Source organism: Lactiplantibacillus pingfangensis, assembly GCF_005404945.1.
Lineage (GTDB): Bacteria > Bacillota > Bacilli > Lactobacillales > Lactobacillaceae > Lactiplantibacillus > Lactiplantibacillus pingfangensis.
This window is the reverse complement of record NZ_BJDG01000010.1, coordinates 76044-101107: the sequence shown is the minus strand read 5'-3', so window position 1 is coordinate 101107 and position 25064 is coordinate 76044. Positions and strand designations below refer to the sequence as shown.

Here is a 25064-nt window from a genome sequence, read left to right as displayed (position 1 = left end):
GTGTACAGAAAGCGCCCAGCCACGGGGCGGCTGGGCGCTAATGATAGCTGATTACCAACAACAGTTGACAAAGAGCCAGTTATTGTTGATTGGGCTTTTTTTGGTACACGCGTTTTTACGCAAGCCATACATAAACTTTACAGCAAGTCGACACGATTGAAACGTTCATCTGGCATGATTTAGGAAGTGGTTGATTTGTTCAGACCACTAATAAATTGTTTGAGGGAGTAGGACAGATATGGGAATTGAATTGAAAGGCATCACTAAGACTTACGATCATAGCGACAAGCCAGTATTGAGCGAGGTAAACGCTGAAGTTCAAGACGGTGAATTATTCGTGATCGTTGGCCCTTCTGGTTGTGGGAAAAGTACTTTACTACGAATGGTTGCGGGGATCATTCCTATCTCGGACGGCATTTTAAAAATTAATGGTCAAGTGATGAACAATGTCCCGCCCAAGGATCGTAACTTATCAATGGTTTTCCAAAGTTACGCCTTATATCCATTTTTAAGTGTTGCAGATAATGTGGCCTTTGGTTTAAAAGCACGAAAAATGGCTGCGACTGAAATCACACAACGTGTTGATGATGCCTTGAAAATGGTCAATTTAACGCAATATCGTGACCGCAAGCCGCGTGAGCTTTCTGGTGGTCAGCGACAGCGGGTCGCGTTAGCACGAGCAATTGCGAGTGACTCAAAGATTTGTTTGATGGATGAACCACTGTCTAATTTAGATGCCCAATTACGGGTGCGGATGCGTTCAGAAATTCGTGAATTACAACGCAAGCTCGGTTTGACTTTAATCTATGTGACCCATGATCAAACTGAAGCAATGACGATGGCCGATCATGTCATGGTCTTGCATGACCAACATGTGCAACAAATTGACTCACCGTTAGGCATTTATAATCACCCAGCTAATCACTTTGTGGCGCAATTCTTTGGCACACCACAAATCAACCTATTAACTGCGACAACGAGTGGCAAAGCAGCGACGACACAACTAATCGTGGATGAATTCTTACAAGTTGAATTGGCAGCGCCAATTGCGACTGGGACTTACACCGTCGGGATTCGACCAAACCAACTCGATCTGAAACCCGTCACTGGCAATGAGGGCAATGCGACTGTGGTTAACGTCGAAGCGCTTGGTGATCAGACCATTATTGAAGCTGTATTGGATAACGACGTTGAAGTTCGAATTGTCAAAGATGGTCAAGTCCACATTGCGTTAGAACAACGCATCGCAGTTACCGCCATTGGGCCAGCCTTTGTCTTCGACGAAAATGAAGCCTTAATTGCGGAACAAGGAGGGGTTAAAGATGATCGAATCGTTGCCGTCAACTAAGCAACAACCAAAAGGCCCAGAAGCCAACGATAAACTTACGGCTAAGGTCAAAAGTTTCGAGTTAAAGAAGAATGATAAGTATTATGCCTGGTTGTTCTTAGGTCCTTCAATCTTGTTATTAACGGTGTTTGTGTTTTTCCCGATGTTACGGACTTTATATTTAAGTTTATTTTTGACGGATACATTTGGTAAGCCAACCGTTTTCGTAGGACTTAAAAATTATACGATTTTGCTGAAATCTGCCTCTTATATTGCTAGTTTAAAGGCCACTGGAACTTATGTTGTGAGCGTTTCTGTTTTTACCATTATTTTTGGACTACTGCTCGCGGCAATGGCTAACCAAAAGTTGCGTGGGATCGGGTTCTTCCGCAATATTTTTACAGCGACGATGGGTGTATCAGTGTCCGTTTCAGCCGTTTTCTGGTTATTCATGTTTAATCCGACACTCGGTATTTTAAACAAAGTAGTTATCGCGTTTGGCTTCCATCCAATTAACTGGCTAACAACGCCAGGGTGGGCAATGGTGGCAGTGATTGCAACGACTGTCTGGATGCATTTAGGGTTTACATTCTTGCTATTCTTCGGTGCGCTACAAGCAGTTCCTAAGAGCTTGTATGATGCAGCCGATGTTTCAGGTGCCACATCACGCTATCAATTCTGGCATATCACATTGCCGATGATCTCACCAACGATGTTCTTTGTCGCAGTGATCACTTTAATTTCTGGCTTCAAGAGCTTCGGGCTGATTGACTTGATGACTGGTGGTGGGCCAACTAATGCGACAAACTTATTAGTTTATCGGGTCTACAAGGATGCCTTTATGAATGGTAATTATGCACAAGCTAGTACGGAAGCAATTATTTTGACCGTAATTATTGCCATTATTACTTTTGTTCAATTTAAGTTGTTAGCAAAGCGGGTGAATTACTAATGGAAAATTCCATGATGAAACAAGTTGCCAAGAAACGGCTGCTTGGTAATAGTTTGAAATATATTCTTTTGGCACTGTTAGCGTTTATTGTGATTTTTCCGTTTGCACTTGGGATTTGGACGAGTTTCTTACCATCCATGGATATTGCCAAAGGGACACTTTGGGGTGGCGGGCAATTAACCTTGCACAATTACGTGACGGCTTTCACGCAAACTAAGATTTTACGTTACTTGTTGAATAGTTTGGTCATTGCGAGTCTAGTAACGATTGCCCACTTGTTTTTCTGTTCATTGGGCGCTTATGCGTTTGTATTTTTAGATTTTAAATATCGTGACTTTTTATTCTATGTCGTCTTAGGGACGATGATGTTGCCATTTGAAGCGGAAGTGATTCCAAACTTTGCAACGGTTAAAATGCTCGGGTTATTGAACCATTATTCCGTCATGGTCATTCCATTTTTAACCTCGGCATTTGGTATTTTTATGTTGCGGCAGACATTTAAACAAATTCCACGGGACTTAAAAGAGGCGGCGGATGTCGATGGTTTGTCACATTGGCAATTCTATTGGAAAGTGGTGATGCCATATTCCAAGATTAGTTTATGTACATTAGCAGCTTATAGCTTCTTAGGTGCCTGGAATCAATACCTCTGGCCAATGCTGACGACCTTTAGTGATCATTTACGCCCAGTTCAAGATGGACTGCGGCAACTCCAATCAGAAGAAACTTTCAATGATTGGGGCATGGTCCAAGCCAGTGCAGCAATCGTTGTGGTACCAACACTGATTGTCTTGTATATTGGTCAACACTACTTTAAATCAGGCTTAAATGAGGGATCCGTCAAATGAAAAAAATTAGTCAGTTCATTAAACGTTATTGGCAACTTTTTAGTGCTGCTGCGGTTATTCTGGTTATTGGACTCGGTGTTTTCGGTTATTCAAGGTCACAAGTACATGATGCGTCTGGCCGGACGCGGGTGGTATTCTGGCATGAAATGAAAGGCCCTGGCCAGAAAAAGCTAGTGACTTTTATTAATGAATTCAATAAATCACAATCGAAGTATGAAATTGTTCCTCAATTTCAAGGCGGCTACAATGATGTGATTCAGAAAATTATGAACACACATGGAACTGATGCCTCGCCAGCAATTTTTCAATCAATGGATATTTCAACGAGTCAAATGTATCACAGTGGTTTTACTGTCCCAATGCAAAAGTTCGTTGATAAAGAAAATTATGATGTCAGCAAGATTGCTTCTGTTGCCCGAGGCGTTGCAACGCGAAAGGGGACATTATTAGCAATGCCTTTTAATACGTCTCAAACGACGTTATATTATAATGCTGGGCTATTGAAAAAGTATAATATCACGCCACCACCGGTTGATCCAACCTATAGTGATATTACCAGAGTTTCGAAGCAACTTTATGATCGGTCAAATCATAAAGTGAAGGGAATTAGTGTTGAGTCCTATTCATGGTTGTTTGAACAATTTCTTTCAAATGCCAATGAAGAATTTGCGAATCAGCATGATGGTCATACTGGGATTTCAACAAAGGTAAACTTTACTGGTCCAACTGCAATTAAATCAATGACGTGGGTACAGGACCGCGTTAAATATGGTGATTTCATGAATTTTGGGTCCCATAAAAATGAAATGGCTGCCTTCTTGTCGAACAAGTTAGGAATTTACATGCAGACTTCAGCGGATATGAGTGTCTTGGCGAAAGGCTTAGGCAAAAATCTGGGAGTCACGTACTATCCACGGCCTGATGGCGTTAAAGCCAATGGTATTTCTGTTGGTGGTGCCTCACTTTGGATTTCAAATGATAAATCGGAGGCCGTTCAACAAGGTGCTTGGGAATTTACGAAGTTCTTGATTAATCCGAAAAACCAAGCACGTTGGGAAAAGGCTACTGGCTATCTGGCAATCAACCAGGATTCTGCAAATGAACCAATCTTAAAGCAGTCATACGAGAAGTTGCCAATGCTTAAGGTACCTAGTGATCAATTGAAGAGTGCCAAGGCAAATTACACGAACTCAGGGATTTTTGTGGATGGCGTGGTTGCAGCACGTTCATTGATTCAAAATGCCATGCAACAAATTTATGCTGGCAAAGATGTCTATAAATCACTCAAAGCTGCCGAAGATTCTTACAATAAAGTGTTAGAATCAAATAACCTGGCCAATGGCTGGACGAAATAACCGAAAAGAGTTGAAAGATGATGACAAGTCAATCGTTAATTTATGGTCATCGTGGCGTACCAGTGAAGTTTCCAGAAAACTCATTAGCTGGGTTCGCCTACGCGGTCGGTCAAAAGATTGATGGTTTAGAGTTTGATGTGCATCTGACAAAGGACAATGTCCCAGTCATTATGCATGATGAGAAAATTGACCGTACCACGGATGGGCAGGGCAAAATTTCAGCGTATACTTACGATGAATTGCGCCAATTCTCATTGGCAAATGGGGAACCAGTCCCGGCTTTGACTGAGTTACTAGAATTGGTAGCTGGTGAACCTGTACATTTGAATCTGGAGTTCAAAACGGATAAACATTATTATCAAGGAATTGAACGGATTGTTTTACGATTAGTACGACAAGCTGATCTCGTTTATCCGGTCGTATTTTCATCATTTAATCTGCATAGTTTAGAGCGGGGATACAAACTAGACCCAACCCAGAAGTACGCTTTTCTATCTTCTGCACGGATTGGTGATCCTGAGGGCTTCTGTGCAAGTGAACATCTGGAAGGCTTGCATTTAGAACATTATCAGGCGATGCCGCACGTTTCGGAACGGGTCTGGACTGTTGATGATCCAGATGAAATGCGTCAATTATTTAACAAGCAAGTGAGTGCCGTCATCACGAACGATTTTGAATTAGCTCGCGATGTTCGTGCCGTAAGTTAGATCGGTTCAAAAAAGCACTGTCGTTTACGGGAAATCCCGTGACGGCAGTGCTTTTTGCGTTAGACATTAGCTGGGTTGCGAATCTTGCCGAGTTCAGCATCAATTTGTGCCAACACAGCGTCTCGATTCTCAGGTTTTTCTAAGTTATATTTTTGTAAATCAATCTTCATCTTAGGACTGGCATCGTATTCATCGAACCATTTGCGATAGGCTGTCCACATCTTGTAGTAGTAAGATTCCAATTCAGGATTATTATCGAATTGTTCATAATCACGACCACGTTTTTTGATGCGATAAAGAATCGTTTCAAAATCGGTTTCTGAATAAACCATCAAGTCTGGTGCCTTTTTAGGTAATTCAGTTAGTTCAGTCATCATGTTGTCTAATAATTGCAGATAGACGTTTAGTTCGGTATCTGAGATATTGCCTTCAGCATTGTTTTCTTTAGTAAACAGGGCATCTTCATAGATTGAACGGTCGAGGACGTTGTTATCGTCTGCCAATGCCTGTTTGATCATGCCAAAACGTTTGTTTAAAAAATAAATTTGTAGTAGGAAACCGTAGTTCTTTGGATCCGAGTAATATAGTGGCAAGACTGGATTGTCACCAACGGGTTCGTAAAATGCTTTTGTATCAAGGTGGTCGGCGATTAAACCAGTTAACGTGGTTTTACCGACCCCAATCATTCCTGCTGTTATTATCACCATGATAGCCCCTCTTTATAGAAAATTGCACTACATATTGTATAACAAAAAAAGTTTCAATACCATATAGACATTTGGCAGAAACTTTGCTTGGCGTTATTTTTTAGCTTGTTCTTTCAATAAATCACGGATTTCACTCAGGTATTGTTCCGATAGGTCGGGGCTTTCTTCAACTTCTTCATCAGCAGGTTCAGTGCGGACAACCCGATTAATTATTTTGACCAAAAAGAAAACGACAATCGCAACAATGAAAAAGTTGATGACGGAATTCAAAAAGGCACCGTATTTAAAAGTTGCTTCACCGATGGTAAATTTTAAGTTAGATAAATCAATTTTGCCTAAGAAAATCCCAATCAACGGATTAATGAGATAATCCGTCAAAGATTTGACGATGGCAGTGAAGGCTGACCCGATGATGACCCCAACGGCCAGATCAATCACATTGCCGCGAGCAATAAAAGTTTTGAATTCTTCAATCATAGTTTGTAACTCCCTTCAGTTTTTGTCTTATTAAGTATAGCGAAAACACTAGGCGGCCTCAACCGCTTTGCTTAAAACCCGTCGATTCAAGTTAGTTTGCATGGTATCCAGTCAAATCGGCAATAAAAGCGGTTGCATTTATAACTTGAGTTCGCTAGAGTGAAAGTATGACTAAGAATTGAGAGGGACTTTTTGATGTATAAAATGATCGTATGTGATTTAGATGAAACGCTCATGAATGACGATGGCAGTTTGTCGGCAAAAAACGCTGCAGCTATCCAAGCAGCAACGGCTAAGGGTGTTTATTTTGTGCCTAATTCTGGCCGCAGTTACACGTCTTTTCAAAATGATTTGGAAAAAATGCAATTACGGAACCAACCCGGCCAATATTCAATTTCTTATAATGGTGGCCTAGTTTTAGAAAATGCCGGTAATCGTCCAATTGCCGTCAATGCCATGCCATATGACATGGCTAAGGCTGTTTTCGCCGCTGGTGTGGCAGAACCCCAGGCGGCAACGCATGTTTACACGCAGGACGTTTTATATATTTACAATCCACAGCCGGATGACTCGGCTTATTTGACCAACCGCGGCGTGTCTTTCGAAATTATGACCGAGCCCGATTTTGAGCGATTCAAAGATATGGCTGTCATGAAGGTGATTATGGCACTGCCAACAATGCCGGCGAGAAAACAAATGCAGCGCGCAGTTGAGGCACAAGTGGATCCAACGGAATTGGCAGTCACTTATTCTTCTGATCGCTACGTTGAGTTTAATCGTGCCGGGGTGAATAAAGGGTCGGCATCCGTCCAGTTAGGAAAATTGCTTGGCATTAAGGCTGACGAAATCATTGCAGCTGGGGATAATGGCAATGATTTGCCAATGTTAGCGGCAGTCGGTCTGCCAGTTAGTGTCGCTAATGGGATTGATAGCGTTAAAGCGGTGGCAAAATATGTGACGACTGCGGACAATAATCATGATGCGATTGCCGAAATAATTAATAAGTTTATTTTGTGAGATGCTAATGGTGTTAATGATCGGTATTCTCTGTTTGAATTGAAGCTTTTACAAGTGGTATGATAGACACTGAAAATATAATATAATATTTTTTGCCAGTGGTGACTCACTGGACATCAGTGAATGGGGGAACGCGCAATGAGTGCGATTCGAGACGATTTAGCCAAAGCAATCAAGACTAAGAACCTCGTTGAAATCTATGCAAAAGGGACCAACGAACAGTTCAGTGTCGGCTATGTCCTGCAACAAGACGAAAAGTTTGTCTTAGTCGAAGCCATTAATGTTGACGGTGAGTTAGATGGATTGGTTGTTTTCCGTAAGGCATCTTTAGCTAAGGTGGTCGCGACTTCTGATTACTTGAAGAGTATCACGACGATTGTTAGCTTAGCGCAACAGCGTGGCTACTATGACATTTGGAATACGGAACGCTTGGTGACTAAATTCCTGAAAAAGGAAGCTGAACACAAGCATTCATTGTTGAAAACCATGTTGAAGTTGGCCTTTAAGAAAGATCAAGTCATTCAGTTATCTGGGCGTATTAAAAAACACGGTGATACTTATACTGGCTTTATTCATAGTGAACATAAAAAATATTTGGAATTCAACTACGTCGATACTTTCGATTTAGCCAAGCGGCCACAAATTGCTGTTCGGTATGCTGAAATTGATGAAGCAAGTTTCCACAGTTTTGAAACGTTCAACATCACTGCAGTAATCGAAAGTTACATGCCGGGTGATTTTCATTAAATTAAATTGATTCTTAAGTACGCCAAGTTGGTTGAGTCCGCTTGGCGTTTTTATCTGTCAAAAATTGGGCAATTTAGGCAAAGAAACGCTTAAGTTTATTAAGTTTCACCAGATGAAATATACAAATGACGTCGATTTCGATACAATAAGAGTATTGAACTATCGGGTTACTGGGGAGGGGCGCACCATCGTTTATGTGTATTGGTACATCGCCGCATTTGACCATTGGTATTCGGTCATGCTGGTGTTTATGCTACAAATCTTAATCAATCGAGAGTTACGACAGCGGCGCGTCTACTTTACCGTTGTGATGATGGCCCTATTTTTAACAGGATTATATATGTGGTATGACGATTATTCGGATATTGCCACGTTCATCGTTAATTTGGGACTGTTGTGGTTTGTGCGCAATAAAAAGTATTTTATTGTGACCAGCTTGACGGCGACACTCTCCTATATTTTATTTAGCTTTTTTGGAAACTTTGCGACGGAGACCATTTTTCATCTCTTACATTTGGGATTAGATCAGTGGAGTGGCTGGTTATTTGAAGTGATTGGTGAAACAATCGTCACGGCTTGTATGTTGGCGGTGGCAATTAGCTTTCAAATTTTATACAAACGTCACCCACGTCAATTCAACGATGAAGTGTTATTGAATGTGATTGTTAGTGCGTTGGCAGTGGTCGCAATTGCGTTTTTTGCAGTCACGACTGCAGCGGATAATTATAATATTGGGTCTGGATTTTTAGGAATTCTCATGATTATCTTGGTGGCTATTTTGATCATCAACGGTGGCACGTTTATTTACTTATTTTATAGTTATACCATGCGAGTCCAGGCACATCGGCAATCGTTGGAGCGCAAACAGTATGATATTTACGTTAACAATTTAGAGAGTAGCTATCAAAATTTAAGAAAATTTCGGCATGATTACCAAAATATTCTGTTGTCGTTAGGGGAATATGTGCATGCGACGGATAATCCTGAGCTCATGCATTATTTTGATGAAGTGGTGGATCAGTCTAAAACGAGCTTGACCCGTGATTTTGGCCATTTTGACAATTTGGAACGGCTAAAAGACCGTTCATTAAAGGCGATTATTCAAAATAAATTCTCCGTGGCACGGCAAGCGGGCATCCAAGTGAGATTGGAGGCCAGTGAACCGGTTGACCAGTTGGCCATTGATCCGGTCACCTTGGCACGCGTGAGCGGCATCTTGTTAGATAATGCCATTGAAGCAGTCACAGGCGAAAGTGATGGTCAAATTGCCGTTGCCGTTGTAAAATATCCTAGAATGGTTGAATTGATGTTTACCAATTCACTAGCGTCACCAATTGAGTGTCCGGCAAAATTAATGATTGCCGGTCGGACTTCCAAGGGTGCTGGACATGGACAAGGACTAGCGACCGTCCGCGAATTGTTGGACCCGTTGGAAAATGTCACCTATGAACTGGGAACGAATACCCGATTTGAATTCATTATCAGTATTGAAAGTGAGTGAGGGGCTTGTTGAAGACCTTTGTTGTTGAAGATGATCCAGAGCAATTAGCAACCTTAAAAAAAATCATCACCAACCATATTATGATCAATGATTTTGATATGGCGTTGACCGTTGCAACCGGAACCGCACAGACCTTATTGGACTATGTGGACGCGCACACGGACATCGAAGGACTCTATTTTTTGGATATTGAGTATTCCGGTCAGCAATTAAATGGGCTTGAACTTGCTAGTAAAATTCGTGACCGCGATGTTAATGCAAAAATTGTCTTTGTGTCAACCCATGCTGAGATGGCCTTTTTAACGTTTGAGCGACGGATTGAGCCATTAGATTTTATCGTCAAGGATCTGGGGCAAGAAGCAGTCAAAGCTAAAGTTGAAAAAGACATCCGGATTGCTTATGAACGGTACAACAAGCAAGGGGTAGCGAGCAAGGCCATGTTTTCTTATTCGAAGGGCGGGCAGTTGTTCAATTTACCCCTGGCTGAAGTTTTATTTATCGAAACTGGGACGAGCCGGAATAAACTGGTTTTACATCTGGTTGACCGAATTGTGCAATACAACGGCAAAATAAGTGACGAAACGGTGGCACATCCGGAACTTTTTCGCGTGCATAAAAGCTTCTTAGTGAATCCCAAGATGTTAGTCCGCGTTAATAAGCAGCAGCAACTGGGTTACTTTTCGAATGGTGAAACTATTGATATTGCGATTCGCAAGATGCATGATTTACTGGCATTAATTAAGCAGTCGCAACTGCCGGTCAAGTTGAATTAGCGACTCTTATGTAACAAAATCGTTTAAGCAGGACAACTAAAGTTAACGTTGGTGCAAGCTATTTTAGGCTTTGCACCTTTTTTAGTTACTGGGAATTGGCCTCGCGTATGATAGCACTATCGACATAGTCAGTCATGGGGACTGATTAGAAGGGGGAGACATTAATGAAGCAATTTTGGTCGCTCGCATTGATGATCCTCGCTGGATGCTTATTAATTTTAGGTTCAGAGTATAGTTTACAAGGCGATAGTCATCGTTATCGCCATCAAGTGACCGCTACCATGACCTATGATGCAGCCAACGAGACTGCTACCATACATGGTCGTACTAAACATGGTGTGATTGTCACGACTAAAGCCGGTAAGAATGTTCGTCATGTGATTTCTAATAAGCAAAATGGCCTTTTTGCAGTGAAGCTGGTGGTCAAGAATGAACCGCGAGTTTTGGTGCAAGTGACAGGACTAAAAGAAAAAGTATTAAAAGTACCAGTAGCGTCAAAGCGTTAGGCAGCTATGGGGTTGATCCGAAAAGTCATTTTACGGATCTTTTTTTGCTAAAAAAGGGTTAAGCTTATTCTGGATTGGTAGGCGGCTTGCTTGAAATAGCGTATGGTTAATTTGACTTTAAAAAAGGAGTCGTGAAAATAAACCATGTTAGTCGTTAGCTTGATATTGGCCGTTGGTTTGATTGGTACCGGAATTTTGCGTTTTCGCTATCATTATCGGTTATCAATGGGGACGATTACTGAGACGGCCTTCGCATGTTCATTATTGAATATTGGTGTTTTTTTATTTTTTGTTTTATGGGGACAACTTTCCGGTCCAGTGGTGACGGGTTCCTTTTATTTGCCGATATACCGGTTATTACAAGGCGGCTTGATTCCATTGATTGGGCTAGTTTTGTCAATTTTTGGGATGGTTCGTGAAAAGGGATTAATGAATTGGTGGTTATTGCAATTTAATTTGTTGTTTTTAATCTTTGATATTTTGTTAGTTTGGTTCGGTGGCTATGCCAGTTAATCAGATATTATTATAAAAATTATCTTACAAAAGAGATTTTATTTAAAAATAATCAGGAAAAATATATGTTTGTTGATAATCTTCACACTTTCTTCACAATTATGTAATAGTATATACATGTACCTAATAATTATACACTTGTTCATTTTACTCCCCCAAAGTGGATGAACAAGTAAGTACAATCCCCCATATTGTACTTAAACCTAACTCTTTGGCCCTACTGCGACAAGCGGTAGAGTCATTTTTTTATGCTTGGTTGGTAACCAGCTGTCATTAGCACCCAGCCGCGCCGTGGTTAGGTTGCTTTCGGTATACCAAATACCAAATGAATTTGTAATCAGTAGTTTAAAAAGGCACAAGCCGACTCGCTTTTATTTATACTATACGGCATAAAAGGCACATAAAAAATCTATTGCCAGTAATCAATATTGATCTTGATTACCAACAACAGATATTATAGTGCTAAGTTTTTAGTCTCCTGTAATTTGAGTTAAAAAAGATTCGGAAAGCCTTCTGGTTAACGGGGACTTTTTAGTTAATGTCAGCATGCCATTTTGTGTGAGTGCAATTAGGCATTGCTTCACTTGAGTCCAATGGAAATCTTTAGTATATTGTTTTAGCTCTCTGTCCTCAATGCCAAAGCCTGTGTCGTTAAATAAAAATGCTTGTGCATACAGAAATAGGATTAATATTTCTAATTTATTAAAGGTGGAAGAAGAAATACTTTTGAAAAAATAATTCAATAGATCTTGCTTTTCTTTTAAATCATGAATAAGTGATTTTTGGCCGTTTGCCAATATTTCCATCATGGTTAATATGAAAAAAGTCATCTCCCCATAATTTCTAGAGTCACCTGCCTCACTAAATGCCTTGTAGTATTTTGTGCGATTTTTGTTGATTTCACTTGAAAAAGTGATCGCAGAAAGTGAATCTAACTTATACCCTAGATAAACACAAGCAATATATCTTCCAGTTCGACCGTTTCCGTCGTTAAACGGGTGCACATATTCAAAATAGTAGTGGGAGATAAAAGTTTTGATTAAAAAAGGTATACTATCGTCATTTATAAAAGAAATCCAATCTAACAAATCAGGTAAAAAATCATTTTCATGTATTTTAGGCTGATGTACTGTCGATAACTCACTTCCGATTCTTGCAAAACGGTTTCTAAACATTTTTCCATCAGGCATTTTATTGTCAGGAATTTCTCCTTCAAGCAAATAATCATATGTTTTTCTAATATCATCTATATTTTGGATTTGTAAATTTTCTTTATCCTTAATTTTAAGATACATGCGAGCAAAGGACTTTAACCTGGTCTTCCTTTTTGTGTTACTTTGTGCGCTAGCGATTGCTTCGTTGACTTCAGCATTAGTTGTTTTTACATCTTCAATTTCATTGGTACTTCTGATTTCATTTTTTAATGTATTAATAAAGAGCTGATTAGATGCAATCCCGGGTAGTTTATCCATTAACTTTGAAATCTGATTTGAATTTTGTTGAATAGTATCTTGTAGTTGTAAAAGTTGTTTTATCGGCATCGCAAACAGATTAAATGTTGTGCCTTGCCTGATGCCACGCTGCATAGGATTGATCTTAAGGTGAGTATTTATAGTTGCTGGAGAATCTATTCTTGCCTTATATTGAATATTAACATCTTCATCTGGATGTGAATACTTAAAAATTTGCAAGCTATGATAATTTTCAGACATTATATTACCTCAAAGTTTTGAATAAACCGCATTTTTTTAATTGTTGACTTACATACTACTACAAAGTCTTAAAAAACTACAGATAATTATCTGAACACGGCTTAAAAATCCTCGAAATTTAAACAACTAAGTTACTTTTATAAATGAACCGGAATCAGTTGATGAAATTTTACACATGTGAAACCGTGTAACTTGTTAACGGCTGCGGTAAAATTAATACAAAGGGGTGAAGTCCAATGCAAGTTGTTGATCGTGGTCTAAGTTGGGTATGGCGAGTGGGATTATTGATTGGGTTAATTATTGGCATTATTTTGCCGCCGATGTTATTACGACTGTTGAATGAATTGAGCGAAAATGATGGCTTTATCGGTTGGCAAATTGCGTTAGTCGTTGCTTATTTTGCAATTTTCGGCATTGTCATCGTTGCGGCTGGCATGGCTTATCGGCATTATAGTGGTGAAGTTCAATTGAAAAAGTTGCAGCATCAAGATATCGGTTATATTTTTGGTGGGTATTTAGCAATTCTAATCAGTGAGGGACTCTTTCAACTGATCAATCATCTTATGTATCAACAAAGCCAGACGCAAAATAATGCCGCGATTAAGAGCTTAATGAGTGGCAGTCCGATTTCGATGTGGATGATGGCAATTAGCGCCGTCTTTTTGACGCCAATTGTGGAAGAATTGGTCTTTAGAGGTGTGCTGACTAATTTATTTTTTAAACAAGAATGGTTAAAAATTGGGCTCAGTGGCTTGGTGTTCGGAAGCTTACATAGCAGTTCCACACTCCCAAGCTTTATGATTTATGTCGCGATGGGGCTGATCTTAGCGGCCGTTTATCGTTTTTCTGGAAAAATACAAAATTCAATTATTTTACATTTTTTAATTAATGCGGGTGCTATGAGTATTATGTTAATTAGTCTATTAAATTAAAAAAACAACTCGCAAATTGAAACGTTTGCGAGTTGTTCTGCTTATAATTCTGTGCCAGTGTAATCAATCTTCTTAGGATCAGCATTTTTAATGCGGTCAGAAGCAAAATTGACCGTGTCACGAGTATTAGCGTATGTTTCGGCATCCATATTCAGTAGTTCCATGCAAGAGTTAACATGTGCGAAAATATCTAATTTGGCGTCGATTGCTTTTTGTGAAAGTGAAATATTCACTTGGCGTTCATCGTTTTCATCACGATTACGTTCTACCCAACCTTGTGTTTGCATCCGTTTAAGCAGTGGCGTTAAAGTTCCACTATCCAAATTAACGTGTGAACCTAACTCGCGTACGGTCATTGGGCTATTTTCCCAAAGGGCTAAAAGCGTAATGTACTGCGGGTAGGTAAGCTTAAATGGCGCTAGTGCATCAGCATAAAAATGATTAAAACGTTTGCTAGCCGTGTATAAGGCAAAGCAAAGTTGCTCGTCCAGCAAGATATTCTTGGTTGGCGTTGCCATTAAACCAGCCTCCTTTTTTGTTATTCTAGTATATTGTACGCAATTAATTAGGCTTTTGCAATATGTATTAGTATTGGTAATAAAATAATTAAATTAATTGGACGATATAACCCATAGAAAAACAATCGGAGAACGATTTCGCCAGAAGATTGCGGTTAACGCGTTTTTCAAGTAAAATTAAGGCTAACAGGGGGTTATCGACATGTTTTTAACAACTGGTGATTTACAACGGTCACATATGATTAAGTCAGTCGTTTCTGCGACTGAGCATTTGATGTTTCAATCAGATGAAATTGATCAATTTGACCGTTTTGATGGTTTAATTGAAAAAGTAAAGCAAGACTTGATGGATAAAGCTGAAGCACAAGATGGTGATGGCTTAATTTATGTCAATTTCAATACTGAAATTGCACAGGTGAGTGTGGCACCACGTTACTTGATTGTGACGGGGTATGGCACAGTCGTGAAACTAGCCGAATAGCGCTATAACAACTAACAAGACAGCCAATTCAGTGCGAATTAGCTGTCTTGTTAGTTATCCTTGATTTCAAACATTGGGCTGCTGATCTAATCTTTATTGCAGTTCCGTCGTTCAGTGACATCGACTAGTGGGTCAAAAAAACAAGTTCCATTAAACCGAAGTTTAACAGAACTTGTCGATGCGAATTATGCCCCAGGCAGGATTCGAACCTGTACATTGTTGCCAATACAGCGACCTGAACGCTGCGCGTCTGCCAGTTCCGCCACTGGGGCAGCGGTTGTTCAACAACATATATAATTATAGCTAAAGTTGGGTTAAAAATAAACCTTTTTCTATTTTTAGCCACTAATTTACAGAAAATTCATTGGAAACAGGTCACAGTGCGTTATTTTAGTGTATACTAGTTGCTGTTGGGTATTTTAGATAACCCTGCTGGCGGTATTGGCGAAGTGGTTAACGCACCGGATTGTGGCTCCGGCACGCGTGGGTTCGATTCCCACATACCGCCCTAAGTAATCATGATTTAGTCATAGTAGTAATTCTGATGGTACAGACATTGGAATTACTTTTTTATTGTCAGCAATCAAACAGGAGACCGCCACGTGCCTAATTGCACGCGTGACGGTCTCCTGTTGTTTTCTAATTAGCTTGTTTAGTGGTGATGATGCCATCTGGATAAACAAAGTAACTTTGTAAAAAGGCCCCACGCTGGTTGCCGGCGCGCTTAGTGAAGGCATCGACTTGATAATAATGATGTCCTTGACCATCGACATTGACGCTAGGAATAGCTTGAAATAGTTCATCTTGTGGGGCTTTCAAAACTTGTTGCACGGCTAATGCCGCCGCGTCAGCACCTGTGATGTGATCATTACTAGCTTGGTATTGCTGGCCAGTTTGTTTTTCGGCGCTAGCGTCTTTCGCCTTTGCCTGTGAGTTTGCGACAGACTGACGGTTCGCCGCAGCAATTTCGTTAGCCTTCTGAGAGGTGATGGTTGGCTGTGCTTGGGCAGCGCAACCACTGAGCAAGCTGATTAGCGCCAAACTCAATACACTGACGAGCCCGACCAACTGCCGTCGCACAGTTCTGCCCGTCATTTAAGCTGACCTTGTGAGAGACTTGGATAGCTACTCTGATGGATCAATTGTACGTCAACGCGGGCCATCACAAGAATACTAATAATCAAGAGGGCAGCAATTAAAATTTTTTTCATGTTTAAGACCTCAATTATTTCCAATTAGGGACCCAGATAATCCGATCAATCTCGGTTGGCACTACGCTGATCTGTTGACCAGCATCGGGTCCAGCCTCAACGGCGACAATATAAGTGGTTGGTTCGGCTTCAACGGTCACTACCGAGCCACGCTGTCCCTTAACGGTATCAATCAAACTATACAATGGAATCTGATTAGTCGGAATCTCCATTTCGTATAACGTAAATTGTAAGAAATAAGATTTTTGTCCCGTCTTAATCTGCAAGGGGGTATCAACGGACCCGTAATCTGGCAAACGTCGATTCTGGGCGTTGGGATCATTCAGATAGTGCATTTCGTCCACGGCGTCAATTGCCATCTTCCATTGACCACCGGTAAGATGGGTTTTAGAAGAGAGTGTCATGACTGAGTTGGCGTAGATGTCAATCACGTTAAAGGCTTCGTTAACTTGCTTCTTCGGCAAATAGCCAATCACATAGCCATGTTCGGCGACTTTAAGTTCAACTCGGACGGAGCGCTTAGCGCCATCGACTTCTTCAACAAGTTGCACTTCACCAATGTTGGCATCTGCGTCGACGCGATACTTTTTATCATATAAATAATCGGCTTTTAGTCCTGAGTCGTTATAATCATCATAAGGTTTAAAATAACCCCGACGACTCGCGTCAGCTAAGGCTGCCTCAAATTCTTTTTGATAATAATCTAGTCCGACGACGTATGAGCGGAAAATAGCCCGAGAATTCGCGTTAATTCGCCGATTTTGGGGCACACTGACTGGCTTTGGACCAGGTTTGAGTAGCTTTTGCTTGTAGGCGTCGTTTTCGTCCTTAAGCTGGGCCATCGCAGTGTCTTGTTTTTGATTGGTTAAAGTTTGCCGCACTAAGCGTGTCCGAATGGATTTGAGTAAACTGGCTTGCTCTTTAGCAGACTGTTTTAAATGGTGGACATGGACCAGTAATGCGATTAAAATAATGCCTAGGATCAGACATCCCCCGGCCAGGCCGAGGACAATTGTTAAGGCTGTCATAAGTATTCACTCCAAAAATAAGTGCAGGTTAAGTTTCATTATAGTTGACCGCCAGACGTAACGCCAATATTGCGCTTGTCAGCGACCACTGAAATAGGTTATGATGTTCCATAAATGACTTTTTGTTATTTGCAAATTAGAAGAAACGGCGGCGACAACGGTGCAGGTGTTGATAAAAATTTACCGGCGATACCGATATTTTTGGAAATATGCAATTTTTGGCTTCATTGCCGCATTAGTGAACGTATTCGCCTTTTGGCTCTTACACTCAGTTTTATTGGAACATTATTTGTTTTCGAATACGATTGCGTGGATCTTAGCGACGTTATTTAGTTTTTACGTCAACAAAGCAGTGGTGTTTCAGTCTAAATCAAAAAATTTATGGCACTGGTGCCGGGAGTTCGCTGGCTTCATGCTAACGCGGGGACTCTCTTATTTATTTGATACTTTCTTAATGTTCATTGGTATTTCGGTGTTCTTCTGGGCACCGATGTTAGTTAAAATAATTGATCAAGTTTTAGTCGGAATTTTTAATTATGGGACCTCACGACTCATTTTCATGGAGCATAACCAGAAGATGCGAATGCGCCGTCAAATTTTAAAACGACTCAGTAATCGTAACGATTAGCGTTTGGCAAGCTTGCCAAGCGCTTTTTTTAGAACAGGTGACCGGCCAATAAATAATGTAGACCGAATCCACAAGCCACCGTCAGCACTAGTCCGGCCACTAATAAGGTAATCAATTGCGGACTAAGCCGGCTTTCTTGCTTGCGGGCAAAGGCAATTTCGATGAGGCCAATCGTTCCGATACCTAAGAGACCCTTTAAAATCGTGAGTCCCCAGGCAGCGCCGAAAGTTTTAGTACTAAGATAAACGCCACTGATAATTAATAGCAAATAACCGAGCCGACCTAAAATGAGATAGCGGTTCGTCGCCTTGACCGAATGACGGGTGAGTCCTGCGATGACCATAATCAGTAACCACAGCCAGCTAATCAGATGAATACTTAAAATCATTAAAACGCCTCCGTTCAACACTTCGAGTCTAATTTTAGCATGAAAGTGTTGAACGGAGGCGTTAAGTTTTTATTTGGTTAAGGTTAAATTTTTAGCTTGGACGTAATTGACGAGTTCAATGACAGTTTTGAAGCGATTGAAAGGGGTCACAATGTGGACGCCGTTAAAGCGGTCACAAATACCATCAATCAATTCTTTGGCAATTTGGAGTCCCACGGCGCGTTCGTTGCCATCAAGTTCAGCTTGCCCCATCCGTTCAAGCACGACTTTAGGTAGCCGAATGCCATGAACTTCATGATGTAAAAATTCGGCATTCCGTTTAGAAACTAAGGGCATGACACCGATAAAAACGGGAATATGAACTTGATTGGCTGCGAGGGCGTCTGCCAAGGCATCAACATTTGCGAGATCAAAGACTGGTTGGGTAATAATGTAATCACAACCATAACTGATTTTGCGTTCAATTGACTTGGTAGAGACATTAGTCCGATAGGCGTTCGGGTTAAAGGCACCGGCGACACGAAAATCGCTGGCTTGTTTTAACGAGTTACCGGTTGGTCCAATCCCACTATTGAATTGTTTAATCAATTTGATCAATTCTACCGAACGGACATCGCCAACCGAAGTCGCTCCCGGAAAGTCACCCAATTTAGCTGGATCACCCGTCACTGCGAGAATATCTTCAATTCCGAGACTGTGAAGGCCCATAATTTCAGATTGCAAACCAATCAAATTATGATCACGCGTGGTCAGATGGACGATTGGCGTAATCCCATAAGTTAGCTTCAGCTCTGCGGCAATCGTGGCATTGGCGATGCGGACTGTGGCCAGCGAGTTATCCGATAAGGTGATACCATCAACTCCGGCGGCCTTTAAGCGTTGAGCGCCTTTGAAAAATTTAGTCGTCTCAAAATCCTTCGGCGGGTCTAGTTCGACTAACGCCGTTTTTTGAGTAGCCACTTTTTGCAAAAACGGATGTTGTCCCACGGCTGGCGTGAGCTGAGTCGCTTTTTGCTGAACCACTTGCGACCGATGGGAAACGATGGCACGACTACTCAAGCCACGAACAAGCGCCGCGGTATGCAGCGGGGTGGTGCCACAACAGCCACCAATAATGTTTAAGCCGAGTTGACGAAAGCGTTCGGCGTATTCCTCAAAGTAACTCGGTTCACCATCATAGACCACGTGACCGTCTTGATCCGTACCGGGTAGGCCAGAATTGGGATAGACAGCCAATTTGACCGTTGCCGGAACTGTGAGGGTTTCAAACGATTGCGCAAGGTAATAAGGGCCCAGTCGACAGTTCGCGCCAATGACATCTGCACCGGCAGCCGCCAGTTGGCTAACCGCGTCAGCGAAAGTCGTCCCGTCTCGCAGCACGCCTGGCGCTAGCATGGAAACGTTGGTGATGACTGGCAAGTCGGTCTGTGTCTTGACGAATTTCAAAGCGGTTAGCAACTCAGCTAAGTCGTAGTAAGTTTCTAAGAGAAGTCCGTCGAGTTGCTCAGTGGCTAAGAGGGCCGTTAACTGTTCTGTTAAGCTGGCGGTTCTTTGAGCAGGCGTTGCCTGCAAGACCGTTTGATCGGTATCACCAGCGAGGCCGCCGATGGTCCCCAAAATGTAAACCGGGTGATCCGCCTGTGCGCGGGCTTGAACGGCCAGTTTAACGGCAGCCTGGTTAATGGCAGACACTTGGTCTTGCAAATCATAGCGGGTTAATTTAAGGCGGTTCGCGGCGTAAGTATTCGTCTGAATAATGTCGGCACCGGCGTTAATGTAAGATTGATGCACCCGTAAAATTGTATCTGGATGGGTCAAATTTAGATTTTCAAAGGCGGAGGAGATGCCATAGTTACCATATAAGAGGGTACCCATGGCCCCGTCCGCAACTAAAACGCGTTGTTGTAAAGCTTGTCGTAGCTCCATGGTGCCACCTCCTAATGGGTTGCGGTGCTGAGTTGTGCTTGAATCGCGTTACGGGCAGCAACCATATTTTTCAACGCGGCGAGTGTTTCGGGTTCTTGACGTGTTTTTAGGCCACAGTCGGGATTAATCCAAAATTGTCTTGGGTCAATCACACGTAAGGCGCGTTGAATGTTTGCTTCGATTTCGGCGACAGTTGGTACCCGTGGACTGTGAATGTCGTAGACCCCAAGCCCGATTTCTTGATCGTAGCCCGTTTGTTCAAAGGCGGAAATAATTTCACCGTGACTACGCGAGGTTTCAATTGAGATGACGTCAGCATCGAGTGCTTTGATCGTGTCAATAATGTCCCCGAAGTTCGAGTAGCACATATGCGTATGAATTTGGGTGTCATTGGCGACGCCAGTCGTGGTAATTTTAAATGAATAGACGGCTTCGTCTAAGTAAGCTTGCCAGTGGCGTTGTTTCAGGGGTAGCCCTTCACGCAAGGCTGGTTCGTCCACTTGGATAATTTTAATGCCCGCCTTTTCAAGATTTTGGACTTCTTGGCGTAAGGCTAAGGCAATCTGATTTTGCACTTGTGCTTTTGAGATATCATCACGGACAAAACTCCAGTTGATAATCGTTAGCGGTGCGGTCAGCATGCCCTTGACTGGCTTGTCTGTGAGACTTTGGGCGTAGACGGATTCCGCAACTGTAATAGGTTTAGTATAGGCAACATCGCCGAAGATGACCGGTGGCCGCACGCCCCGGGAACCGTAAGATTGCACCCAGCCATTTTGAGTGGCGTAGAAACCAGTCAACTTTTGACCGAAATATTCAACCATATCCGTTCGTTCAAATTCACCGTGAACTAAGACGTCTAGGCCGAGGTCGGTTTGCAAATCAATCCAGCGTTTGGTTTCGGCCTTGAGAAAGGCTTGATAGTCCTTGTCAGCCAGTTTACCTTTACGCCAGGCTGCCCGTTTAGTCCGCACGGTTGGACTCTGTGGGAAGCTGCCAATGGTCGTTGTCGGTAGCAGTGGCAACTGAAGCCGATCGTGTTGTAATTTGATGCGCGTCGCGAATGGGGCTTGCCGTTCGAACGTTTGGGTTGGCAAGGCCGCTTCTGCAGCGCGAACCGCGGCATTGTTACGATGGGTGGAGGCGTTGAGTGCGGTTAAGTTGGCCTGGTTACGATCAAAGGCCCCTTGTACCGCAGCGACACCTTGATTCGCGGCTTGCGTTAAGACGGCGAGTTCCTGTAGTTTTTGGTCAGCAAAGGCCAAACCACCTAATAAGACCGGATCAGCCTTAGTTTCATTTGCGGTGGTGATTGGGACATGTAGTAACGAGTTTGCTGGTTGGAGCCACAAGCGATCAGAGGTCACCAGTTGTTGTAATTCTTGAACCAATTGAAATTTCTGAGTTAAGTCGCTCGCCCAAATATTGTGGCCATCAATGAGTCCGGCCGCTAAAATCTTATCGGTTGGAAACCCACTTTGACGTAAATGCGCCAAGTTTTCACCATGATCATGAATTAAGTCGAGACCGATTGCCTGAACGGGGAAGTTGATGATTTCATCATATAAATCCAGACTGTCAAAATAGGTTTGGAGTTCAATTTTTAAGCCCGGCACGGCATCATGCAAGCGGTGCAAGGCGGTCCGATAGGGAACTAGTTCAGCCGAATCGGTGGTTTTAACTAAGGTCGGTTCGTCTAATTGAATCCATTGTGCCCCGGCCGCGGCAAGTTCTTGGAAAACTTGTTGGTAGAGCGGTAAGAGTTGCGGTAAGAGTTCCGCGACGGCGGCATCATCTAAATAGGCGCCGTGACGTTTGCCAAGCTTTAAGAAGGAAACTGGGCCGAGAATGACCGGTTTGCCATCAATATTGAGCGCGTCTTTGGCTTCCTGATAGTAGCGAAGCCAGCGATTGTCTAACAATTTAAAGTTGATGTCATCGAATTCGGGCACAATATAGTGATAGTTAATATTGAACCATTTCGTCATTTCGGCGGCGACAGCTGTTTTAGTTCCTCTGGCAATGGCATAATATTCTGATAGATTTAGCGCGTGATCAAAGTGCCCAAAACGAGTTGGTACCGCGCCAAATGCGGCCAAGGTGTCGAGCACATGATCGTAGTCCGAATTGTCGGCAACCGGAATGAGATCAACCCCCAGATCGCGTTCCTTTTTCAGGTTGGCCAAGCGTAACTTTTTGGCCGCGACATGAAATTCGGCATCAGTGAGTTTGTGCTGCCAATAATGTTCCAATAGATGTTTCCATTCGCGATGTTCACCTAAACGGGGATACCCTAAGTTGCTACTGATTACTGCCATATTGACCACTCCTTCGTATTAACTGATTAAAATAAAATTAGACGACAAAAAAACGACAACTTCTTCCGAAAAGGACGAAGCTGCCGTTCGTGGTACCACCTTAGTTTATCAATACCTCACGATATTGAACTTATCCCGTACATCTCATACGGTAGCTGGTTAACAGTAGCTGACTGTCATCACCTAGCATGCGCTCAGTGGTGCCGTTTAGAGGCCATTTTTCGGAAACAACAGGCTAACTTGGTTCACACTGGTCCAAGCTCACTTAGTAGCCGTCGTAACTTACTTTCCTCGTCAAGACGTTGTCATTGTTTTTTGTGATTGATTAGAAAATACCACCAATTTTGGTTGACGTCAAACCAAATTCTCATAAATTTGTCAGACTTATCATTTTAAATTAATTTAATTGTTCAAGGCAATTCGTTGTAGCCACAGATAAGACAGGTGGTCGAGAACCAGCAATGGGCTGACAAAAACAATTGTCTATCAGTTAATTAATTTTTTGAGCCAACCGGCCGATTTGAAGGAGTGTCACTAGAAATTTGAACCGTAGTGATTGCTAGAAAATTTGGTCAAAATCTTTCGAAAACAAATACTTTTATATTTTGGGGTAAATGACTAGTATTGCTAAGGTAAAGTTGTTATACTAACAAAGTTTGCTTGCGAACTGACGGGAAAGAAAACGGTTACCAAGTGACAAGTCTAATTAACGAAAGGAGCGTAAAAATGAACGATTTAACGAAGGGGAAACCGTTAAAACTAATTTTTTGGTTTACGATTCCATTATTGATCGGAAATATTTTTCAACAATTTTATAGCTTATCAGATACATTGATTGTCGGACAGACTTTAGGCGTTAAAGCCTTAGCTGCCGTCGGGTCCACAGGGAGTGTCCAATTCTTAATTATTGGCTTTGCCCAAGGGTTAACGGCGGGGTTGTCAATCTTAACTGCCCAACATTATGGCGCGAAAGATTATAAGGGCGTGCGACGTAGTTTTGCGATCAGTATCGTGGTTAGTTTGATTGTTGGTCTCATTTTGACGGTTATTTCATTGATTTTTGTTGATCATATTTTAATTTTAATGCAGACACCAAAAGATATTATCAATGACGCGCGGACCTTCTTACAAATCATGTTGGGTGGGATGTTGGCGCCAATTGCGTTCAACTTGCTCTCAAATATCATTCGTGCGCTCGGAGATAGTCGGACACCCTTGTGGTTTCTGATTGTGAGTTCGTTAATTAATATTGGACTGGAATTACTGTTTATCTTGGGCTTCCACTGGGGAATTGCTGGTGCTGGCTGGGCGACGATTTTGGCGCAATTAATCGCCACCTTGATGTGTGTGGTTTATATCATTGCGCGGGTGCCGATTCTGCATATTGGCCGCCGGCATTTCAAACTGCGGCGTCCCGAAGTGTCTGCCCATTTGAAGGTTGGCTTGCCAATGGCGTTTCAGATGTCAATCATTGCGATTGGGACCATTGTGTTACAGGCCGCGTTAAATAGTCTGGGAACGAATTCCGTCGCAGCGACGACCGCGGCACAAAAAATTGACCAAGTTGCGACGCAACCGTTAATGTCTTTTGGGGTGACCATGGCAACTTTTGCGGCGCAAAACTTTGGTGCCCATAAGTATGATCGCATCGTCAAAGGGGTTAAGCAGACGATGTGGCTTTCTGGTAGTTTTAGTGTTGCGGCTGGGTTAATTGAAATTATTTGGGGCAAGCAATTGGTCGGCTTATTTGTGGGCCATCAAGATATGGCCGTGCTTAATTTGTCACAAACTTATTTTAATGTCATCGGGAGCACTTATATTTTGCTCTCTATGTTATTCATCATGCGAAACACCCTCCAAGGTTTGGGTCGAAGTGCCATTCCAACCTTGGCCGGGGCGGCAGAACTGTTTATGCGAGTCTTTGCGGCCCTGATCATGGTGCGGCTGTTCGGCTACACGGGCGCTTGCTCGTCTGAACCTTTGGCGTGGCTAGGGTCGTGTGCGGTGCTCTTACCGGCATACGTGAAAGCGGTGCGTGAACTGCGAAACTTAGCGCGTTCAGAACGGCATATTCACGAAAACGTTGTTTCAACTGCGGAAACTTCTGTAAAAAATTAATCTTTGGGCTTGCAACTGTGGCGGTTATTTGATAATATTTGTTATCAATTTGAATGAGAAGGAGCTTTCTAATGACGGTAGAATTTAAAGTTGGCGATTACGTCCAAGGTAAAAAGTTTGCTTCACTTGAACATGATTTTAAAGGTGAAATTGAAAAAGTCTATGAAAACTCAGTTTTGATCTTAATCAAAGAGTTTACAAAATCTGATGAACCAATTGTTAATGAATACAATCATCGTGCGGTGGTCCGTAAGGCCGATGCTAAGATGATTAAAGCCGCACCAGCTCCGGTCGAGGTTCCAGAACCGGAGGCATAAATTTTTAAATTTGGCGATGACAAGGCAGAAAATATATGCTATACTATTTTCTGTTGT

25 protein-coding genes and 2 tRNA genes are annotated in these 25064 nt (G+C 42.2%); 17 read left to right on the top strand and 10 right to left on the bottom strand.

Going from position 1 to position 25064, the window contains the following annotated elements:
• The first annotated feature begins 238 nt into the window (after positions 1 to 238).
• Genes FFM74_RS06460 through FFM74_RS06440 form a run of 5 tightly spaced genes read left to right on the top strand, consistent with a single transcriptional unit; the run spans position 239 to position 5189 of the window.
• Positions 239 to 1348, top strand: a complete 1110-nt coding sequence (locus tag FFM74_RS06460; protein WP_137625807.1) for an ABC transporter ATP-binding protein — start codon at positions 239 to 241, stop codon at positions 1346 to 1348.
• Positions 1323 to 2279: a carbohydrate ABC transporter permease gene (locus tag FFM74_RS06455; RefSeq protein WP_137625806.1), complete on the top strand. Its 957-nt coding sequence runs from the start codon at positions 1323 to 1325 to the stop codon at positions 2277 to 2279. Before FFM74_RS06460 ends, FFM74_RS06455 begins: the two co-directional genes overlap by 26 nt.
• Positions 2279 to 3127 (top strand): carbohydrate ABC transporter permease, encoded by an 849-nt coding sequence (locus tag FFM74_RS06450; protein ID WP_171000667.1) that lies wholly within the window; start codon positions 2279 to 2281, stop codon positions 3125 to 3127. The genes FFM74_RS06455 and FFM74_RS06450 overlap by 1 nt, the downstream gene beginning before the upstream one ends.
• A complete protein-coding gene (locus tag FFM74_RS06445) occupies positions 3124 to 4482 on the top strand; it encodes an ABC transporter substrate-binding protein (RefSeq protein ID WP_137625805.1) in 1359 nt (452 codons plus the stop codon). Before FFM74_RS06450 ends, FFM74_RS06445 begins: the two co-directional genes overlap by 4 nt.
• 20 nt (positions 4483 to 4502) lie before the next feature.
• Entirely contained in the window at positions 4503 to 5189 is a 687-nt protein-coding gene (locus tag FFM74_RS06440; protein WP_137625813.1) for a glycerophosphodiester phosphodiesterase, read from the top strand.
• 59 nt (positions 5190 to 5248) lie between these two features.
• Here the strand turns inward: FFM74_RS06440 and FFM74_RS06435 are convergent, their stop codons facing one another.
• Positions 5249 to 5896 carry a deoxynucleoside kinase gene (locus tag FFM74_RS06435; RefSeq protein ID WP_137625804.1) on the bottom strand — a complete coding sequence of 216 codons (648 nt, stop codon included), beginning with the start codon at positions 5894 to 5896 and terminating at the stop codon, positions 5249 to 5251.
• Positions 5897 to 5989: 93 nt separating this feature from the next.
• Complete coding sequence (gene mscL / locus FFM74_RS06430; protein ID WP_137625803.1) at positions 5990 to 6373, bottom strand: large-conductance mechanosensitive channel protein MscL; 384 nt, start codon at positions 6371 to 6373, stop codon at positions 5990 to 5992.
• Between the two features lie 195 nt (positions 6374 to 6568).
• Between mscL and FFM74_RS06425 the strand changes: the two genes are divergently transcribed.
• From FFM74_RS06425 to FFM74_RS06400, 6 genes are all read left to right on the top strand, one after another.
• Complete coding sequence (locus FFM74_RS06425) at positions 6569 to 7390, top strand: Cof-type HAD-IIB family hydrolase (RefSeq protein WP_137625802.1); 822 nt, start codon at positions 6569 to 6571, stop codon at positions 7388 to 7390.
• Positions 7391 to 7528: 138 nt separating this feature from the next.
• Complete coding sequence (locus FFM74_RS06420; RefSeq protein ID WP_137625801.1) at positions 7529 to 8137, top strand: hypothetical protein; 609 nt, start codon at positions 7529 to 7531, stop codon at positions 8135 to 8137.
• Positions 8138 to 8249: 112 nt separating this feature from the next.
• On the top strand, positions 8250 to 9638 hold the full coding sequence (locus FFM74_RS06415) for a sensor histidine kinase (protein WP_223877184.1): 1389 nt from the start codon (positions 8250 to 8252) through the stop codon (positions 9636 to 9638).
• A gap of 8 nt (positions 9639 to 9646) precedes the next feature.
• Positions 9647 to 10411: a response regulator transcription factor gene (locus FFM74_RS06410; RefSeq protein WP_223877183.1), complete on the top strand. Its 765-nt coding sequence runs from the start codon at positions 9647 to 9649 to the stop codon at positions 10409 to 10411.
• A 164-nt stretch (positions 10412 to 10575) separates the two neighbouring features.
• Entirely contained in the window at positions 10576 to 10917 is a 342-nt protein-coding gene (locus FFM74_RS06405; RefSeq protein WP_137625799.1) for a hypothetical protein, read from the top strand.
• 144 nt (positions 10918 to 11061) lie between these two features.
• Complete coding sequence (locus FFM74_RS06400; RefSeq protein WP_137625798.1) at positions 11062 to 11430, top strand: hypothetical protein; 369 nt, start codon at positions 11062 to 11064, stop codon at positions 11428 to 11430.
• Between the two features lie 470 nt (positions 11431 to 11900).
• Here the strand turns inward: FFM74_RS06400 and FFM74_RS06395 are convergent, their stop codons facing one another.
• Positions 11901 to 13142, bottom strand: a complete 1242-nt coding sequence (locus FFM74_RS06395; RefSeq protein ID WP_137625797.1) for a Fic family protein — start codon at positions 13140 to 13142, stop codon at positions 11901 to 11903.
• A 236-nt stretch (positions 13143 to 13378) separates the two neighbouring features.
• On the opposite strand from FFM74_RS06395, the gene FFM74_RS06390 reads away from it, so the two are divergent.
• Positions 13379 to 14074, top strand: a complete 696-nt coding sequence (locus FFM74_RS06390; RefSeq protein WP_137625796.1) for a CPBP family intramembrane glutamic endopeptidase — start codon at positions 13379 to 13381, stop codon at positions 14072 to 14074.
• 41 nt (positions 14075 to 14115) lie between these two features.
• On the opposite strand, the gene FFM74_RS06385 is transcribed toward FFM74_RS06390, so the two are convergent.
• The gene (locus tag FFM74_RS06385; protein WP_137625795.1) at positions 14116 to 14592 is read right to left on the bottom strand and encodes a MarR family winged helix-turn-helix transcriptional regulator; all 477 of its coding nucleotides are present in this window, start codon (positions 14590 to 14592) and stop codon (positions 14116 to 14118) included.
• A gap of 202 nt (positions 14593 to 14794) precedes the next feature.
• Here FFM74_RS06385 and FFM74_RS06380 point away from each other — a divergent pair, with 202 nt between their 5' ends.
• Positions 14795 to 15073, top strand: a complete 279-nt coding sequence (locus FFM74_RS06380) for a hypothetical protein (RefSeq protein ID WP_137625794.1) — start codon at positions 14795 to 14797, stop codon at positions 15071 to 15073.
• Between the two features lie 188 nt (positions 15074 to 15261).
• Here FFM74_RS06380 and FFM74_RS06375 read toward each other — a convergent pair.
• A tRNA-Leu gene (locus FFM74_RS06375) sits at positions 15262 to 15345 on the bottom strand.
• A 163-nt stretch (positions 15346 to 15508) separates the two neighbouring features.
• Here FFM74_RS06375 and FFM74_RS06370 point away from each other — a divergent pair.
• Positions 15509 to 15581 (top strand) — tRNA-His (locus tag FFM74_RS06370).
• A gap of 131 nt (positions 15582 to 15712) precedes the next feature.
• Here FFM74_RS06370 and FFM74_RS06365 read toward each other — a convergent pair.
• Positions 15713 to 16168 (bottom strand): hypothetical protein, encoded by a 456-nt coding sequence (locus FFM74_RS06365; protein WP_137625793.1) that lies wholly within the window; start codon positions 16166 to 16168, stop codon positions 15713 to 15715.
• A 130-nt stretch (positions 16169 to 16298) separates the two neighbouring features.
• Entirely contained in the window at positions 16299 to 17312 is a 1014-nt protein-coding gene (locus FFM74_RS06360) for a hypothetical protein (protein ID WP_137625792.1), read from the bottom strand.
• A gap of 160 nt (positions 17313 to 17472) precedes the next feature.
• Between FFM74_RS06360 and FFM74_RS06355 the strand changes: the two genes are divergently transcribed.
• Positions 17473 to 17940, top strand: coding sequence for a GtrA family protein (locus FFM74_RS06355; RefSeq protein ID WP_171000666.1), 468 nt, complete (start codon positions 17473 to 17475; stop codon positions 17938 to 17940).
• 28 nt (positions 17941 to 17968) lie between these two features.
• Here FFM74_RS06355 and FFM74_RS06350 read toward each other — a convergent pair whose 3' ends face one another.
• From FFM74_RS06350 to metE, 3 genes are all read right to left on the bottom strand, one after another.
• Positions 17969 to 18328 (bottom strand): DUF1516 family protein, encoded by a 360-nt coding sequence (locus FFM74_RS06350; RefSeq protein ID WP_137625790.1) that lies wholly within the window; start codon positions 18326 to 18328, stop codon positions 17969 to 17971.
• Positions 18329 to 18397: 69 nt separating this feature from the next.
• A complete protein-coding gene (locus FFM74_RS06345) occupies positions 18398 to 20254 on the bottom strand; it encodes a bifunctional homocysteine S-methyltransferase/methylenetetrahydrofolate reductase (RefSeq protein WP_137625789.1) in 1857 nt (618 codons plus the stop codon).
• 11 nt (positions 20255 to 20265) lie between these two features.
• Entirely contained in the window at positions 20266 to 22572 is a 2307-nt protein-coding gene (gene metE / locus FFM74_RS06340; protein WP_137625788.1) for a 5-methyltetrahydropteroyltriglutamate--homocysteine S-methyltransferase, read from the bottom strand.
• Between the two features lie 726 nt (positions 22573 to 23298).
• Between metE and FFM74_RS06335 the strand changes: the two genes are divergently transcribed.
• Both FFM74_RS06335 and FFM74_RS06330 read left to right on the top strand, forming a co-directional pair.
• A complete protein-coding gene (locus FFM74_RS06335; protein WP_171000665.1) occupies positions 23299 to 24690 on the top strand; it encodes an MATE family efflux transporter in 1392 nt (463 codons plus the stop codon).
• Positions 24691 to 24761: 71 nt separating this feature from the next.
• A complete protein-coding gene (locus FFM74_RS06330; protein WP_137625787.1) occupies positions 24762 to 25007 on the top strand; it encodes a DUF2187 domain-containing protein in 246 nt (81 codons plus the stop codon).
• The last annotated feature ends 57 nt before the right edge of the window (positions 25008 to 25064 follow it).

Coding starts and splice junctions, on each gene's coding strand:
- FFM74_RS06460 (WP_137625807.1), top strand. CDS start 239: ATGGGAATTGAATTGAAAGGCATCACTAAGACTTACGATCATAGCGAC.
- FFM74_RS06455 (WP_137625806.1), top strand. CDS start 1,323: ATGATCGAATCGTTGCCGTCAACTAAGCAACAACCAAAAGGCCCAGAA.
- FFM74_RS06450 (WP_171000667.1), top strand. CDS start 2,279: ATGGAAAATTCCATGATGAAACAAGTTGCCAAGAAACGGCTGCTTGGT.
- FFM74_RS06445 (WP_137625805.1), top strand. CDS start 3,124: ATGAAAAAAATTAGTCAGTTCATTAAACGTTATTGGCAACTTTTTAGT.
- FFM74_RS06440 (WP_137625813.1), top strand. CDS start 4,503: ATGACAAGTCAATCGTTAATTTATGGTCATCGTGGCGTACCAGTGAAG.
- FFM74_RS06435 (WP_137625804.1), bottom strand. CDS start 5,896: ATGGTGATAATAACAGCAGGAATGATTGGGGTCGGTAAAACCACGTTA.
- mscL (WP_137625803.1), bottom strand. CDS start 6,373: ATGATTGAAGAATTCAAAACTTTTATTGCTCGCGGCAATGTGATTGAT.
- FFM74_RS06425 (WP_137625802.1), top strand. CDS start 6,569: ATGTATAAAATGATCGTATGTGATTTAGATGAAACGCTCATGAATGAC.
- FFM74_RS06420 (WP_137625801.1), top strand. CDS start 7,529: ATGAGTGCGATTCGAGACGATTTAGCCAAAGCAATCAAGACTAAGAAC.
- FFM74_RS06415 (WP_223877184.1), top strand. CDS start 8,250: ATGAAATATACAAATGACGTCGATTTCGATACAATAAGAGTATTGAAC.
- FFM74_RS06405 (WP_137625799.1), top strand. CDS start 10,576: ATGAAGCAATTTTGGTCGCTCGCATTGATGATCCTCGCTGGATGCTTA.
- FFM74_RS06400 (WP_137625798.1), top strand. CDS start 11,062: ATGTTAGTCGTTAGCTTGATATTGGCCGTTGGTTTGATTGGTACCGGA.
- FFM74_RS06395 (WP_137625797.1), bottom strand. CDS start 13,142: ATGTCTGAAAATTATCATAGCTTGCAAATTTTTAAGTATTCACATCCA.
- FFM74_RS06390 (WP_137625796.1), top strand. CDS start 13,379: ATGCAAGTTGTTGATCGTGGTCTAAGTTGGGTATGGCGAGTGGGATTA.
- FFM74_RS06385 (WP_137625795.1), bottom strand. CDS start 14,592: ATGGCAACGCCAACCAAGAATATCTTGCTGGACGAGCAACTTTGCTTT.
- FFM74_RS06380 (WP_137625794.1), top strand. CDS start 14,795: ATGTTTTTAACAACTGGTGATTTACAACGGTCACATATGATTAAGTCA.
- FFM74_RS06365 (WP_137625793.1), bottom strand. CDS start 16,168: ATGACGGGCAGAACTGTGCGACGGCAGTTGGTCGGGCTCGTCAGTGTA.
- FFM74_RS06360 (WP_137625792.1), bottom strand. CDS start 17,312: ATGACAGCCTTAACAATTGTCCTCGGCCTGGCCGGGGGATGTCTGATC.
- FFM74_RS06350 (WP_137625790.1), bottom strand. CDS start 18,328: ATGATTTTAAGTATTCATCTGATTAGCTGGCTGTGGTTACTGATTATG.
- FFM74_RS06345 (WP_137625789.1), bottom strand. CDS start 20,254: ATGGAGCTACGACAAGCTTTACAACAACGCGTTTTAGTTGCGGACGGG.
- metE (WP_137625788.1), bottom strand. CDS start 22,572: ATGGCAGTAATCAGTAGCAACTTAGGGTATCCCCGTTTAGGTGAACAT.
- FFM74_RS06335 (WP_171000665.1), top strand. CDS start 23,299: ATGAACGATTTAACGAAGGGGAAACCGTTAAAACTAATTTTTTGGTTT.
- FFM74_RS06330 (WP_137625787.1), top strand. CDS start 24,762: ATGACGGTAGAATTTAAAGTTGGCGATTACGTCCAAGGTAAAAAGTTT.